General features: G+C 39.4%; 14 protein-coding genes. 5 read left to right on the top strand and 9 right to left on the bottom strand.

Annotated features, from left to right (window positions below; genetic code table 11):
- Nucleotides 1-406: 406 nt before the first annotated feature.
- Both NCCP133_RS14660 and NCCP133_RS14655 read right to left on the bottom strand, forming a co-directional pair.
- Nucleotides 407-568 (bottom strand): hypothetical protein, encoded by a 162-nt coding sequence (locus NCCP133_RS14660; protein ID WP_264805790.1) that lies wholly within the window; start codon nt 566-568, stop codon nt 407-409.
- 23 nt (nt 569-591) lie between these two features.
- Nucleotides 592-801, bottom strand: coding sequence for a YozQ family protein (locus tag NCCP133_RS14655; RefSeq protein WP_264805789.1), 210 nt, complete (start codon nt 799-801; stop codon nt 592-594).
- Between the two features lie 587 nt (nt 802-1,388).
- On the opposite strand from NCCP133_RS14655, the gene NCCP133_RS14650 reads away from it, so the two are divergent.
- The 3 genes from NCCP133_RS14650 to NCCP133_RS14640 all read left to right on the top strand — a co-directional run bounded on the left by NCCP133_RS14650 (nt 1,389) and on the right by NCCP133_RS14640 (nt 5,309).
- A complete protein-coding gene (locus NCCP133_RS14650; RefSeq protein WP_264805788.1) occupies nt 1,389-2,606 on the top strand; it encodes a NupC/NupG family nucleoside CNT transporter in 1,218 nt (405 codons plus the stop codon).
- Nucleotides 2,607-2,921: 315 nt separating this feature from the next.
- The gene (locus NCCP133_RS14645) at nt 2,922-4,406 is read left to right on the top strand and encodes an aldehyde dehydrogenase family protein (RefSeq protein WP_264805787.1); all 1,485 of its coding nucleotides are present in this window, start codon (nt 2,922-2,924) and stop codon (nt 4,404-4,406) included.
- Between the two features lie 303 nt (nt 4,407-4,709).
- Nucleotides 4,710-5,309: an SCO family protein gene (locus tag NCCP133_RS14640; protein ID WP_264805786.1), complete on the top strand. Its 600-nt coding sequence runs from the start codon at nt 4,710-4,712 to the stop codon at nt 5,307-5,309.
- A 40-nt stretch (nt 5,310-5,349) separates the two neighbouring features.
- On the opposite strand, the gene NCCP133_RS14635 is transcribed toward NCCP133_RS14640, so the two are convergent.
- The 3 genes from NCCP133_RS14635 to NCCP133_RS14625 form a co-directional block, all read right to left on the bottom strand.
- Nucleotides 5,350-5,484 (bottom strand): hypothetical protein, encoded by a 135-nt coding sequence (locus tag NCCP133_RS14635; RefSeq protein ID WP_258309113.1) that lies wholly within the window; start codon nt 5,482-5,484, stop codon nt 5,350-5,352.
- A 674-nt stretch (nt 5,485-6,158) separates the two neighbouring features.
- Nucleotides 6,159-6,542, bottom strand: a complete 384-nt coding sequence (locus tag NCCP133_RS14630) for a MaoC/PaaZ C-terminal domain-containing protein (RefSeq protein ID WP_264805784.1) — start codon at nt 6,540-6,542, stop codon at nt 6,159-6,161.
- Nucleotides 6,539-6,988 carry a MaoC family dehydratase N-terminal domain-containing protein gene (locus NCCP133_RS14625; RefSeq protein ID WP_264805783.1) on the bottom strand — a complete coding sequence of 150 codons (450 nt, stop codon included), beginning with the start codon at nt 6,986-6,988 and terminating at the stop codon, nt 6,539-6,541. Before NCCP133_RS14625 ends, NCCP133_RS14630 begins: the two co-directional genes overlap by 4 nt.
- Nucleotides 6,989-7,189: 201 nt before the next feature.
- Between NCCP133_RS14625 and NCCP133_RS14620 the strand changes: the two genes are divergently transcribed.
- Complete coding sequence (locus tag NCCP133_RS14620; protein WP_264805782.1) at nt 7,190-8,809, top strand: ABC-F family ATP-binding cassette domain-containing protein; 1,620 nt, start codon at nt 7,190-7,192, stop codon at nt 8,807-8,809.
- A gap of 209 nt (nt 8,810-9,018) precedes the next feature.
- On the opposite strand, the gene NCCP133_RS14615 is transcribed toward NCCP133_RS14620, so the two are convergent.
- Nucleotides 9,019-9,156, bottom strand: coding sequence for a YuzL family protein (locus tag NCCP133_RS14615; protein ID WP_264805781.1), 138 nt, complete (start codon nt 9,154-9,156; stop codon nt 9,019-9,021).
- Nucleotides 9,157-9,258: 102 nt separating this feature from the next.
- Here NCCP133_RS14615 and NCCP133_RS14610 point away from each other — a divergent pair, with 102 nt between their 5' ends.
- Nucleotides 9,259-9,504 (top strand): YkuS family protein, encoded by a 246-nt coding sequence (locus tag NCCP133_RS14610; RefSeq protein WP_264805780.1) that lies wholly within the window; start codon nt 9,259-9,261, stop codon nt 9,502-9,504.
- Nucleotides 9,505-9,782: 278 nt separating this feature from the next.
- Here NCCP133_RS14610 and NCCP133_RS14605 read toward each other — a convergent pair whose 3' ends face one another.
- The 3 genes from NCCP133_RS14605 to NCCP133_RS14595 form a co-directional block, all read right to left on the bottom strand.
- On the bottom strand, nt 9,783-10,952 hold the full coding sequence (locus NCCP133_RS14605) for a D-alanyl-D-alanine carboxypeptidase family protein (RefSeq protein WP_264805779.1): 1,170 nt from the start codon (nt 10,950-10,952) through the stop codon (nt 9,783-9,785).
- 218 nt (nt 10,953-11,170) lie between these two features.
- The gene (locus NCCP133_RS14600) at nt 11,171-12,121 is read right to left on the bottom strand and encodes a hypothetical protein (RefSeq protein ID WP_264805778.1); all 951 of its coding nucleotides are present in this window, start codon (nt 12,119-12,121) and stop codon (nt 11,171-11,173) included.
- Between the two features lie 283 nt (nt 12,122-12,404).
- Nucleotides 12,405-13,595 (bottom strand): DHH family phosphoesterase, encoded by a 1,191-nt coding sequence (locus tag NCCP133_RS14595; RefSeq protein ID WP_264805776.1) that lies wholly within the window; start codon nt 13,593-13,595, stop codon nt 12,405-12,407.
- Nucleotides 13,596-13,632: the final 37 nt, after the last annotated feature.

The following is a 13,632-nucleotide window of genomic DNA, read 5'->3' as shown; positions in this document are numbered from 1 at the left end:
ATTTACAAACCATAATAATGGAAGTAACCCGAGGCATAATGAATAAGGCAGAACTTAATCCAGTTCTATCTCAAAAATCCCCTCTATATTTATGATTAGAGGGGATGGGATTTTGAGAAAACAGTTAATGGCATGGCAAATTTTCTAAAGCCATCTGGATATATCATCTGGATATATCATTATGAAAATCCCTCGCACCCAGTTTAATTCACAGATCTATTATGAAATTATGAGATGTGATAAATCATAATTATAGGGAATTAATAACCGTAGACAAATGGGATTAATATATGTTTGAAAACGGACTGAATAGTAAGCAGCATGGATATATTAAGGTTCACAATGAACTCATTGCTGCTGTTAATTAAGAAAGGGAAGCCGCATCTGGCTTCCCTTTCTGGTAAGTTTAATTTTGTTCATTAGATCTTTTGCCTGCTTCCTGTTCTCCCGGAGTCTGGTTCCCTGTTGCAGCCTGGTACCCCACCCGGTAGGAAACGTTTTTTTCCTCCCGAAGCGCTTTTGGCATTTTATATTGGTTCATTTCATCCTGGGCTTCCTTAGGTGCCATTCATGCTCCTCTTTTCTTATCAGTTATTCATCATAACCCTTTCGGGGAATGGAAATATCGACTCCAACAACATCTTCGATCACCGCTTCCGCTTGTCCTTCCATGTATGTGTCGCTCACTTGCTCATGTGTAGTGGCCAGCCCCGATGACAGTTGATCGTTCTGTTTATAATCCTCTGTCTCATAATATCTGCCTGCCAGATTTGTGCTATCCTTCTTATCTTTCTTATCCATAATAGAAACCTCCTTTTAAAATTAGAACTATCCTTATTTTGGGACAGAATGCCGATTACCATACTGATATATTTTGAATAATAAAAGCGCAAATTCCTTGACCGCGAAGGAACGAAAGACTAATAGCGCCACACATCCGGTGGCAACGTCTGCATGATCCCAATGATCCCTATCCTCCCAAAAGCTGCCGCTTTCGGTTGTGCGATGATTATGTTTACCAAGCTTTTCTTGTTATGGGGCTCAAGCACTAGACAAGCTTGTGACCTCGAAAGGTGCAGTCTGCTTGCACAACACGTAGATAAACTATTTAACAAGTTATCAACACGCAGCAAATTTTATAATTTCCAAAACAATAAAAAATCTGTCTGAAATTAGCTGTTTGTGTTGAAAAATTGAAGTTTGAAAAAAACAAATTTAATTTGGATACAAAAAAACTCTTTACTGAAAACGGATTCATGTTAAAATAAACATGTAATAACGTTAGATGTCTGACGTCTACTCACATACCTCTCTAGTAAGAGGCTTAAATTTTGACGTATCATAAAAACGCTTTCATTAGTCTGAATACAACAAAAGAGGTGTCCAATATGAATTTTATCTGGGGTTTATTAGGGATAGTCACTGTACTGGGTATTGCCCTTATTCTCTCTTCTAATCGAAAGGCAATTAATTTAAGAACAATTCTTGGCGGGCTGGCCATCCAGTTTGGTTTCGCATTTGCCGTTTTAAAGTGGGATTTGGGGAAAAAAGCCTTAGAAAAGCTGACTTTAGCAGTTAATAATATTATCAGTTATGCAAATGAGGGGATTAACTTTTTATTCGGGGGATTATTTCAGGAAGGTTCAGGTGTGGGCTTTGTTTTTGCCTTCCAGGTATTGACCACTGTAATCTTCTTCTCTTCCCTAATTTCTGTGCTGTATTACACTGGAATCATGCAAGTTATTATTAAGATAATTGGCGGAGGCCTTTCCAAGCTTCTTGGCACGAGCAAAGCCGAATCAATGTCTGCTGCTGCCAATATTTTTGTCGGACAAACAGAAGCGCCATTAATTGTGCGCCCTTTCTTAAATAAAATGACCAGGTCTGAACTATTTGCTGTTATGACTGGGGGCCTTGCTTCAGTTGCAGGTTCCGTTCTTATCGGATATTCGCTGCTTGGCGTACCGCTTGAGTACTTGCTTGCTGCGAGCTTCATGGCTGCACCGGCTGGACTGATTCTGGCTAAAATTATGATTCCTGAAACAGAAGTTTCTGAAACAACTGATGATATTACTATCGAAAAAGATACTGAATCTGTTAATGTTGTAGACGCTGCTGCACGCGGTGCAAGTGTTGGTTTGCAGCTAGCGTTAAATATCGGGGCTATGCTGCTGGCATTTATTGCATTAGTTGCCCTTATCAATGGAATTATCGGATTTGCAGGTGGTCTATTTGGATTTGAAACCCTTACGCTTGAAACGATGCTTGGGTTCATCTTTGCTCCTATCGCATTTGCTGTTGGGGTTCCTTGGGCAGAAGCAGTACAGGCTGGAGGGTTTATCGGTCAAAAGCTCGTACTGAATGAGTTTGTCGCTTATTCATCTTTTGCTCCGGAAATTAGCAGCCTGTCTCCAAAGACAGTTGCCGTAGTAAGTTTTGCCCTTTGCGGTTTTGCAAACATTTCTTCAATGGCTATTCTACTTGGCGGTCTTGGAAACTTGGCGCCAGATCGCAGAAGTGATATTGCTAAGCTGGGCATTCGGGCTGTAATTGCAGGTGCCTTGGCATCTCTATTAAGTGCAGCGATTGCAGGAATGTTAATTTAATAGATAGATTTATAGCATACCGGATTTGGTATGCTTTTTTGAATGCAGCAAGAAACTTTTTCACTCTACTCTTTCTAGCGATAAGTCCTTCAACATGTTTTCTGTTTAAACTGCAAGCAGCATTTCAGATTCCTCCATTAGAAGATCCTGAAGTTAAAGGAAAAATGTCGAATATTATCAGAAAATTATTTTAATTCAGAGTTGATTTTGCAGTTTTATTAGTGTTAACATACTAATGTAAGCGTTACCATAAGTGTTCTTCTGTAAGTTTTAGCAGCGAGAAATACATAGATTACTATTTTAAGGAGGAATTATATGAGTCAACTAACAGTTAGTTTAAAGGAAAAGGTAGAAAAGTTCTTAAGCGGAAAGAAGAAGCTATATATCAATGGCGAATTTGTTGAGTGCAAATCCCTGAAAACATTCGATACGTATAATCCTGCAACAGGTGAAGTTTTGGCAACTGTTTATGAAGCAGGCGCTGAAGATATAGATTTGGCAGTGAGAGCAGCACGCAAAGCATTTGATGAAGGCAAATGGTCTAAAATGAGTGCCTCAAAGCGCAGCCGCCTTATGTACAAGCTTGCTGATTTAATGGAAGAAAACAGTGAAGAATTGGCACAGCTTGAAACTTTGGATAATGGTAAGCCTATCCGGGAAACGACAAATGCAGATATTCCTCTTGCCATTGAGCATATGCGCTATTATGCAGGCTGGTCTACTAAGATTGTGGGGCAAACAATTCCGGTTAATGGACCATTCTTCAACTATACTCGCCACGAGGCAGTTGGCGTTGTGGGTCAGATTATTCCTTGGAATTTCCCTCTTCTTATGGCAATGTGGAAGCTTGGGGCTGCCCTTGCAACTGGATGTACAGTTGTACTGAAGCCAGCAGAGCAGACACCATTGTCGGCATTATACCTTGCAGAATTAATGGAAGAAGCAGGATTTCCTCCTGGCGTCGTTAACATTGTTCCTGGTTTTGGCGAAACAGCCGGCCAGCCTCTTGTTGAACATCCATTAGTAGACAAGATTGCATTTACTGGTTCAACAGAAGTAGGAAAACTGATTATGTCCAATGTTTCCAAGACTCTTAAGCGCGTGACGCTTGAGCTTGGCGGAAAATCACCGAACATCATCCTGCCTGATGCTGATCTATCCAAAGCAATTCCAGGAGCACTTAATGGTGTTATGTTCAACCAGGGCCAGGTTTGCTGTGCAGGTTCCCGGGTATTTATCCAGAAAAAGCAGTTTGATAATGTTGTAGCTGACATGGCTTCACATGCTAAGAAAATTAAACAAGGTGCGGGTATCCACGCTGATACAGAAATTGGCCCGCTTGTCTCTGCTGAGCAGCAAAATCGCGTCTTAGGATATATTGAAAAGGGCTTAAGTGAAGGCGCACAGCTTGTTGCAGGTGGTGACAAGCCTCAGGAGCAAGGCTACTTCGTCTCCCCTACAATCTTTGCTGATGTTCGCGACGAAATGACAATTGCCAAGGAAGAAATCTTTGGACCGGTTATTTCAGCAATGCCATATGATGATCTGGATGAATTAATTAATCGTGCCAACAACAGTGAATATGGATTGGCTGCTGGTGTTTGGACTCGCGATGTGGCCAATGCACACTATGTTGCCAACAAGCTTCGAGCAGGCACAGTTTGGGTTAACTGCTACAATGCGTTTGATGCAGCTTCTCCATTCGGCGGATATAAACAGTCCGGTATCGGACGTGAAATGGGATCTTATGCTCTAGATAACTATACAGAGGTTAAGAGTGTTTGGATTTCAATGAAGTAAATCTGACTATGTTTGACAGAAGAGGAACCTTTAGGGGTTCCTTTTTGCTTTCCTTCCCTTCTATTCTCTTTTCTGTGATGATATTACAAATTACCTTGTTCGCACCGGGGTGATTGCGGCATAAGCGCAACACTCCAGCGGGAGGCTCCGTTATAGTCCGCTGTTCGCTGAGTGCCTGCAGCGATACCCCAAGTCAACAGAATGAAACATTTTTATAAGATTTCCCCCTATTTAAATATGTTCACATATTATCCATAGGAATTTCAGTGGATATTCTTTATCTTTATATCGGGAGGGAAAATTATGAAAAGGATTTATATTATAAGTACGCTTATTGTAATTATTGGCATTTCTGCCGGCATTTCTTTTTTTATCATACGTGATGTAACGGCAAAAATTCCTGAAAATATTACACTTGTTACTTCAAACGAAGAGGTATATGATTTTGCTTCATCTGAAAAGAAACTAAAGCTAGTCGAATTTATTTATACACATTGCCCTGATATCTGCCCTACTACTACACAAAGAATGAACATGCTAAAAAGTGACCTTGAACAAGAAGGCGTTTATGGAGAGAAGATTCAGTTCTTAACCGTCACGATAGATCCTTACAGGGATACAACTGATGTACTTAGAAAATATATGAATACATTTGATATTGAAAATGATGGCAATTGGATTTTGCTGACTGCCGATCCAAATAATTTAAAGCAGGATCAATATGAAATCGGGGAGCTGGCTAACACATTCCAATTCCAATATCGTGATCCTGGCGATGGCTTTTATGTTCATAGTACTTTTGTGTATCTATTGGATGAGAATAATAAATTTATTAAAAAGTATCCGATGGGAGAAGATTTTAATAAAAATGATGTGTTTAAGAAGATCATGAAAGAAATTTAAATTAAAAAATGGCGGATACAGTATCCGCCATTTTTTTAAATTAATTCGTAGAAGAAGATAGATTTTTGTTTTGGTTGATGAGTATTAAAGTTTTTGATCTCGGCTTGGAAAAGCTTACTTTAATACCGGATTGCTTTAATCGGTTTACTAAGTCAACGAGCTGCTTCTTAGCCATTTAAAAAAACTCCTTTTTCCTGCCTGTATGGTTAATATTGTACATGATATTTATGAAAAAACTATGAACAAAAAGAAACATTTTTAAATAATTTCTCGGATTTTAAATCTTAGGGTTTCAGTGGGAGCTGATATTTGCTGTTTTGTAAATGACTGTTGTAGAACGCAGCAAATTCTGAAATGAAAGTTCCGCGGCGAGTTATTGTCGTTCGAATCAATGGTATTTCGCTCTTTAACTTTTATTGGTTCTTCCATTACTTCTGCTTTTCCCATTTTTCATTAAACAGAAACTTTTTTTAATATCAGGATTTCTTTTTTCAATGTATAAGTCCTGAACATCTAGGCAGGTATTGGTTACACCCCAGGCTATATGCTAATGGTGTCCCAGGATGATCCCAAGAATGCCTGCAATGATCCCCCCTAACGTTCATTTCTGGCGATCCCATGTCCATCTGATACCAGATGGACAATGTACTGAGTGATAAATGCAGATGATCTGCAAGAAGGGGTTTCCGGATGCTGGCCTGCTTCCGGCGACAACCACGTTGTTGCTGCCATTAAATTCTGGTGGCGTTATAACAGATGCAAAGTTTTTTTCAAATCCAAGTATTTTTGCCTATTATGTATGGGGCTTGTTCCGGATAGAAGGGGAATAAGTTGAAAACCTTCCTTATCTTAAAATTTTACTTGGAATTCACCTTTCAATTTCAGCTCTCCTGCGTCATTTTTAACTGACACTTCTCCAATTAGCCTTTTCTCATTTCCCTCCATTGTCTCGCCAATTGCTTTTCCTTCGATAGTCAGTTTTTCTCCTGGACGGGTCATTTTATTAAATCGCACTTTGAACTTTCTAAGGTTTTTTCTAGGAAACCAGTCAGCCAATGCTTCTCCTGCCATTCCCATTACGAGCATCCCATGGGCGATCACTCCCCCCAAGCCTGCTGCTTCTCCTATTGGCACGACGGTATGAATCGGATTAAAATCACCTGATGCTCCTGCATATCTGACTAGCTGTGAATGCGTAATTTCCGGTTTTTTAAGAGGTTTTAATTCAGTCATTTAATGGACCCTCCTCTTTCAATAATGGTTGATTCTGAATAGAGAACCCGTTCTCCGTTGCTGTTTTTATAAGTTATGCCTATAGTAAAGAAACGTAAATTTCTTTTCTCAAATGCTGACATTAATTTAGGAAAGGCAGTTACTGTATCCCCGGCATATAACTCGCCTAAATAGCGGTATTCCTGGCCTCCGTGAAGCACCTTAAGAGGGTCCAGGCCAAGAAGGGCGATAAGGGTTTCAAAATCCAATCCACCCCACATTTCAATCGCAGTTGGAAATGTGGGCGGAACGGGGATATCCCGGTACCCCTTCTTTCTTGCGTTTTTTACATCATAATATATAGGGTTGGGATCTCCTATCGCCATAACAAATTCCTTGATTTTACCCCGTTCAATTTTAAAACTGAAGGGTTTAATCTTTATTTCTTCTATTAAAAGAGGTTTCATGAAATATTACACTTCCTTCCTGATGATTTGGCAAAATTTCACTCTCTTATATATTCAATTTTTTAAGACTACTTCCTTTTATTTATCGAAAAGTTTTGCTTTATAGGGTTAGAGGTAATAATAGAAGGAAGAAGAGTTCGCGATTAAACGCTTAAAGTGTTATAATTTTAAGGATTATGTATTTGGAGGAATAAAAATAATATGATAACAGTCAGTAACGTAGGTCTTCGATATGGTGATCGCAAACTATTTGAAGATGTTAATATTAAATTCACACCCGGCAATTGCTACGGCTTGATCGGTGCAAACGGTGCCGGTAAATCTACTTTCTTAAAAATTCTCTCCGGCGAAATTGAAGCACAATCCGGGAGTGTTCACCTCGGTCCAGACGAGCGTCTTGCTGTCTTAAAGCAGAACCATTTTGAGTATGAAGAATTTGAGGTCCTAAAAGTTGTTATTATGGGCCATGCACGGCTTTATGAAGTAATGCAGGAAAAAGATGCTATTTATATGAAAGCGGATTTTACTGATGAAGACGGCATGAAGGCTGCTGAACTTGAAGGTGAATTTGCAGAATTGAACGGCTGGGAAGCAGAGTCTGAAGCAGCTATTTTACTAAAAGGTTTAGGAATTGAAGAAGAGCTTCATGCAAAGAAGATGGCAGATCTTAGCGGTTCTGAAAAAGTTAAAGTACTGCTTGCGCAAGCCCTTTTCGGCAAGCCGGATGTTCTTTTGCTGGATGAGCCGACAAACCACTTGGATATTAAAGCGATCCAATGGCTTGAGGAGTTCCTGATTAACTTTGAAAATACAGTTATTGTCGTATCCCATGACCGCCATTTCTTAAATAAGGTTTGTACCCATATTGCCGATCTTGACTTTGGAAAAATCCAAATTTATGTCGGTAACTATGACTTCTGGTATGAATCCAGCCAGCTTGCATCAAAGATGGCGCAGGATGCCAATAAGAAGAAGGAAGAAAAAATCAAAGAACTGCAAAGCTTTATTGCACGATTCAGTGCAAATGCATCCAAATCCAAACAAGCGACTTCACGTAAAAAGCTGCTTGATAAGATTTCTTTAGATGATATCAAGCCTTCGTCCAGAAAATATCCATATGTCGGCTTTACACCTGATCGTGAAATCGGCAATGATTTGCTGCGTGTTGATGGAATCAGCAAAACCATTGATGGTGTAAAGGTTCTAAATAATGTCAGCTTTATCATGAATAAGGATGATAAAATTGCGCTAGTTGGCGCAAGCGAGCTTGCTAAAACGATTTTATTTAAAATCTTGACTGGTGAAATGGAAGCGGATGAAGGAACTTATAAATGGGGTGTTACTACATCTCAGTCATATTTCCCGAAAGATAACGCCGAGTTCTTTGAAAACTCTGAACTGAATCTTGTTGACTGGCTCCGCCAGTTCTCGCCTGCTGATGACAGCGAAAGCTTCTTAAGGGGCTTCCTGGGAAGAATGCTTTTCTCCGGAGAAGAGGTTTTAAAGAAAGCAAGTGTGCTTTCAGGTGGAGAAAAAGTTCGCTGCATGCTATCAAAAATGATGCTTAGCGGGGCCAATGTTCTGCTGCTTGATGAACCGACAAACCATCTTGATTTGGAATCCATCACAGCACTGAATAATGGATTAATTAACTTTAAGGGTTCTCTAATCTTTGCTTCACACGATCATCAGTTTATTCAAACGATCGCCAACCGCATCATTGAACTTACACCGGCTGGTATTGTGGATAAGCAAATGACATATGATGAGTATCTTGAAGATGCTGCAATCCAAAAGCAAGTAGCGGAAATGTATAACTAAATGGAAAAAAGCAGGAGGTGCAGCCTTCCTGCTTTTTTTCTTAGGTTCTGCTAATTTTTCCTGTTGATTTCCGCTCATGCGCTCAGCAAAACGCGGGAGGTCCGAAGCTCCTTAGCGCTAGTAGGTATCCATTTGACTCACTTTCTCCCACTGAAGTTACTGGCCTTATGTTCCAAAACAGGATGCCAATATCAACGCTGAGCTTTAACTTAAAAATCTTGTTTCTTATTTTTATGTCGTGCAGAAGAAGCGGTTCTGCTTCCAGTTTCCACGTTGGTCGTCCCTTGCCCTTCTACGTTCGGTGAGCTCAATCCCGCCTTGGAAGGATCATGTTTGCGTTTACCCATTTTCAACACCTCCTTCCTTACTTTTTCGTGATTGGCGTGTTTTTATCCATGGAATAAAAATGGAGCAAAAAAGCCAATCTATCAACGGAGGAGGTGTTAAGAATGACGAAGAGAGTTGCAGTTGAACAGTCCTTAACTAATGTATCTGAAGCACTTCGCCAAAAAGGATATGAAGTGGTTGATATGAAATCGGCCCATGATGCAGAAAACTGTTCATGCTGTGTGGTAAGCGGTGTGGATTCAAATGTAATGGGCATGCAGGATGCATCTACGAAAGCGCCTGTTATCGAAGCGAGCGGCTTGTCTGCAGATGAAGTTTGCCGCCAGGTTGAACAAAGAATGCAATGAATTATGGCCAAAGACTAAAGAGCTATCTTTAGTCTTTTTTCGTTCCTCTGCAAATGCCATTGTCAAGTTCAGTGATGTAATCAGCTGCTTCAGAATAGTTACATTTGGACATGTTGGGCATTTAAATACAGTTTCGAGGTTAAATATTAAATATATTTCAAAAGTGCCAAATCAGTTTTTGCAGACTATAATAGCATGAATACTTTTATGTATTACCGTACGGACTAGCACAATTGCATGCAATTCCTGGAAACTTTTTGACTTCATAAAAACGGGCATTACATCCGTCTTCTTCGACTTGCTTTTGCTTTAAGGTTTTTCCTTAATAAAAGGACGAATACTCCAAATAAGAATATCATTAAGCCTATTTTTCCATAGGAACCTATTGTTTTTTTCTCAGGTTTTTCCTCAGATTTAAGCTGTCTTGAAGCGACTTCATCTCTTTTTTCTTCAACAAGCTGCACGGTTTGAACGACCTTGCCGTTGTGATCCTCAATCATCAGCCTTCCCTTTGATGTAACACTTTCATTATAGGAACCTTTTGGCAAGGTGATTGCAACAGTTTTGCCGCCTGTCGTAAACGTTTTGCCTTCAGCCGGAAAAACCTCAGTTTTGTCAAGATGTGATGAATCATAATGGCTGAACCCGAAGCTTAAAAGGTTTATTGTGTCCTTATAGATGTCCCTCTTAAAATCTGCCTTCAGTATAATGGCTGTGAGCTTGATTGATTCGTTCTCAGCAGAAGTGGCAAGCGTTTGTTTTGCTTCATCTACAAAACCTGTCTTCCCGCCTGTCACACCTTCAAATGGAACTTCTCCTTTAAGCATCTTGTGATGGGTAATAAGTGTTGTTTCCCATGACTTACCCCACCACTTCAATTCTTTTGTCCCAAATATCTCCTTAAAGGTTTCATTTTGAAGAGCGTAGTTTGTCAGTTTTGCAAGATCTGCTGCGGTGGTATAATGATTCTCGTCATGAAGTCCATGTGGATTTACAAAATGAGTGTGTTCAACGTGCACTTTCTCTTTTAGATAGGCATTCAAGTTCTCCGAATAACGATCCATACTGCCATCAAGATGCTCGGCAATTGCCCATGCTGCATCATTTCCTGAATTGATCAGCATTCCCTGCACCAGCTTCTTGAGTGTAACCTCTTCTCCTTCCTCCAGATAAACTCTAGTCCCATCTACCTCCGCTGCCTCTTTGCTCACAGTAGTTATATCATTTAAATCTCCGTTCTCGATCGCATAAATTGCGGTCGCAATTTTTGTTAAGCTAGCCGGAAACATCTTTTTATCTGCGTTTTTTTCATATAAAATGGCTCCTGATTCCGAATCAGAGAGAATTGCTGCTTCACTGAGAATTTCAGGTTCGGTCACTTCTTTGGCGTTCGCAGTGGCATACGAAAAGGAGGAAAGGAGCAGCACAGAAAGGATAAACTTTTTCATAAATACACATCCAATTCGATTCCGATAATCGTCCAATACCGATTGTAACAGAGAATCTGAGAACTTTGATATTATAAATATAAATTGTTACACAATTGAAAATTTAATGCCTGCATTTGAAAGTACTGAAAATGATAGGAAACCTTATTTTTATTTATATCCAAACACAAGAGCTTCTAAGAATAAAAAAACAAGCAATCCAAAATGATTGCTTGTTTTTAACTGCTGCAGCCTCCCCCGCAGCTTGAACAGCTTGATCCTCCGCCAGAGTCATTTCCGCCGCCGGAATCATGGTCAGTTGGACTGCTGCATGCATATCCCGAGCAGGAAACACCACCCGCTGCCCCGCTTTTAGCCCATTCAGCAGGCAGGAGTTCATCCATATGATCATCGTAACTTTCTGAATCATAAATGGAATAATATACTGCTGGCAAAAGTAAATAAGAATATTGGCTGACAGAAGAAGGTTTTACGAATTTATTTCCGAGTGTGATCTGTTCTGCTTCAGATATTTCATTTTTTAATTTGCCAATTAATTCTTTCTTTATATCCATCCATTGGCTGCCGCTCCGAAAATACGTATCTAACAAGTCTTCTTCGCTCTTGTTATTAAAGTCTTCCAGAATATCTTTCTTAATGGGATTCTTTAAAAATCCCCCCCAGATTCTTCTGCTGTTATAGCCAGGTTTAAAAAGAGTTAAGTACATCCAATCAAAGAATGCTCTTTCTCCCGGAATTGGCGTACTTTCTAAATTCGGGGCATGATGCAAGTACTCTCCGAAAAAGTCTTGTGAAAATTGTCCATATTCACGGGTAAACATTAGCATCTCATGCCATATTTCATCCACTTTGTCACTGAACATTGGAATAGATTTCAAGAGGCTATTCAGAAGGAAATATCTCTTAAGCTCGAAAAAAGCCCACTCATATTCGTGATCCTTCCATTGAGGGTGTTCCTTTAATACCCGATTCTTAATATTCTCCCGATATCCTTGCGGCAATGATTTTTCAAGACCCTGAATGATCGGCAGCAAGCTTTCTGATTGAATATCAAGCTGATCAGGTATTGGTTCATCTTTAATGAACGATGCCCTTTTGGTCCCCGTAAAAAGGATCTTGATAAAGATAGAAAAAAATATGATGCCGAAAAAAACCAAAAACAATTCCATAAGACCTCTCCTTCATTTGTGCTTTCTCCATTATATATGATTTTTACATATATTTTACTTATTATTAATTCAGTTTGCATTTGTTTTTCCGGTCATACTTTTCTTTTGTATAGTGAAAAATATTTCTTTAAAGTAAATGAGGATTATTCATTTTGCGAACCTAATCGTCAAGATGAATTAATTTCTTTTCTTTTCCGGTTTAGGATAAAGATATAGACTTCTATGGATAAAATAATTGGAGGGGGCATTTCTGGAAAAAAAAACCGCCAAAAGGCGGTTTTGTCTAATGCTTTGTCTTCATATGAAAATCCTTTAAGTAATCCACATACACATCATCCCTCACAAGCCAGGCCATATACTTTCTTTTAATGAAAGTTTCAGCAGCCTGATAATCGCCAAAAGGCTCCTGTATAGATTTCCCATTCACCTCAATCATCCATTTATTTTCGTTCTTGGCAAAAATGAAGAATTTATCTCCCTTTTTATTTTCGTACAATGATCCCTGAGGTGAATTTTTATAGTTATATCTATTTTTGAAAGCATCCTGTCTCATAGGATTCAAAGGGAAAATATCATTCACGAACAGCTTGAAAGCATCCTTTCCCATTGAGCATCCTGATGCTTTGGCATGCCCGCCACCTCCGAATTGCCCAGCTATCGCAGAAACATCCACATGGTCATGAATGGTTCTGAAACTGATTTTTTTGCCGCCGAGATTTAAAATGGCTATATAGTCCAAATGCGGATTGTCCTTCCCTAATTCATTTCCCAACTCTGAGTGATAGGATTCCGCATGGACAATTCCTGCACAATAATTCCCAATGAAGGTTTGGACAATTTCCTTTTTTTTTCTTCTGACATAGCGTTCAATCTTCTCCTCTTCCATCTCGAGGAGTTTCTGCTCAAAATCATCAAACTCAAAATGCTGGGCGTTTAATAGGCGCTCTGTCATTTTTTCTTCAAATTCATCAATGGATACCATAAAAAATAAGTCATTAAGATTCTTGGCTTTTGTATTGTCATTTTGATCCCATTCCCAGGTATCATATTGGCGGACCAGTTCGACAAATTCATCAAGCGCCTGCGATGGTTTAATTAGCTCATGTTCCAGCAGATATTCATACAGCAATGAAGTAGCTGCTGTGAGCCTTCCATCATCATAATTGACCTTCACTCTCCCCCAGCAGTATTCATTAAAGTGCAAAGCCGTTTTATGATGATCGATTAATCTAACTTTCCCGCCGCTATTTTCCAGATCATCAAGCCTGATTGTATTTTCTTCGTTCACTGATAAATCTGTAATAATAAGAAAATCATCCTTAAGTTTCTTCTCCTGATCAAAAAGTCTTTCGATTTGATGGTCTAACCCCATAACCGAATTGTATCGAACCTCAACATCTTTCCCAAAAGCAATTTTCGCAACAATTCCACAACCTACCCCATCCAGGTCATTATGTGTATACAGTCTGTACAAAATACATCACCTTCTATCCTTAGACTCATTTATGTAT

Source organism: Cytobacillus sp. NCCP-133 (assembly GCF_026011715.1).
GTDB lineage: Bacteria > Bacillota > Bacilli > Bacillales > Cytobacillaceae > Cytobacillus.
Note: the sequence above shows the minus strand (reverse complement) of the source record. Positions and strands in the feature narration are given on the sequence as shown.

Excerpts from the sequence above, each read along its gene's own strand:
- NCCP133_RS14660 (WP_264805790.1), bottom strand. The coding sequence starts at position 568 with ATGGCACCTAAGGAAGCCCAGGATGAAATGAACCAATATAAAATGCCA.
- NCCP133_RS14655 (WP_264805789.1), bottom strand. The coding sequence starts at position 801 with ATGGATAAGAAAGATAAGAAGGATAGCACAAATCTGGCAGGCAGATAT.
- NCCP133_RS14650 (WP_264805788.1), top strand. The coding sequence starts at position 1,389 with ATGAATTTTATCTGGGGTTTATTAGGGATAGTCACTGTACTGGGTATT.
- NCCP133_RS14645 (WP_264805787.1), top strand. The coding sequence starts at position 2,922 with ATGAGTCAACTAACAGTTAGTTTAAAGGAAAAGGTAGAAAAGTTCTTA.
- NCCP133_RS14640 (WP_264805786.1), top strand. The coding sequence starts at position 4,710 with ATGAAAAGGATTTATATTATAAGTACGCTTATTGTAATTATTGGCATT.
- NCCP133_RS14635 (WP_258309113.1), bottom strand. The coding sequence starts at position 5,484 with ATGGCTAAGAAGCAGCTCGTTGACTTAGTAAACCGATTAAAGCAATCC.
- NCCP133_RS14630 (WP_264805784.1), bottom strand. The coding sequence starts at position 6,542 with ATGACTGAATTAAAACCTCTTAAAAAACCGGAAATTACGCATTCACAG.
- NCCP133_RS14625 (WP_264805783.1), bottom strand. The coding sequence starts at position 6,988 with ATGAAACCTCTTTTAATAGAAGAAATAAAGATTAAACCCTTCAGTTTT.
- NCCP133_RS14620 (WP_264805782.1), top strand. The coding sequence starts at position 7,190 with ATGATAACAGTCAGTAACGTAGGTCTTCGATATGGTGATCGCAAACTA.
- NCCP133_RS14615 (WP_264805781.1), bottom strand. The coding sequence starts at position 9,156 with ATGGGTAAACGCAAACATGATCCTTCCAAGGCGGGATTGAGCTCACCG.
- NCCP133_RS14610 (WP_264805780.1), top strand. The coding sequence starts at position 9,259 with ATGACGAAGAGAGTTGCAGTTGAACAGTCCTTAACTAATGTATCTGAA.
- NCCP133_RS14605 (WP_264805779.1), bottom strand. The coding sequence starts at position 10,952 with ATGAAAAAGTTTATCCTTTCTGTGCTGCTCCTTTCCTCCTTTTCGTAT.
- NCCP133_RS14600 (WP_264805778.1), bottom strand. The coding sequence starts at position 12,121 with ATGGAATTGTTTTTGGTTTTTTTCGGCATCATATTTTTTTCTATCTTT.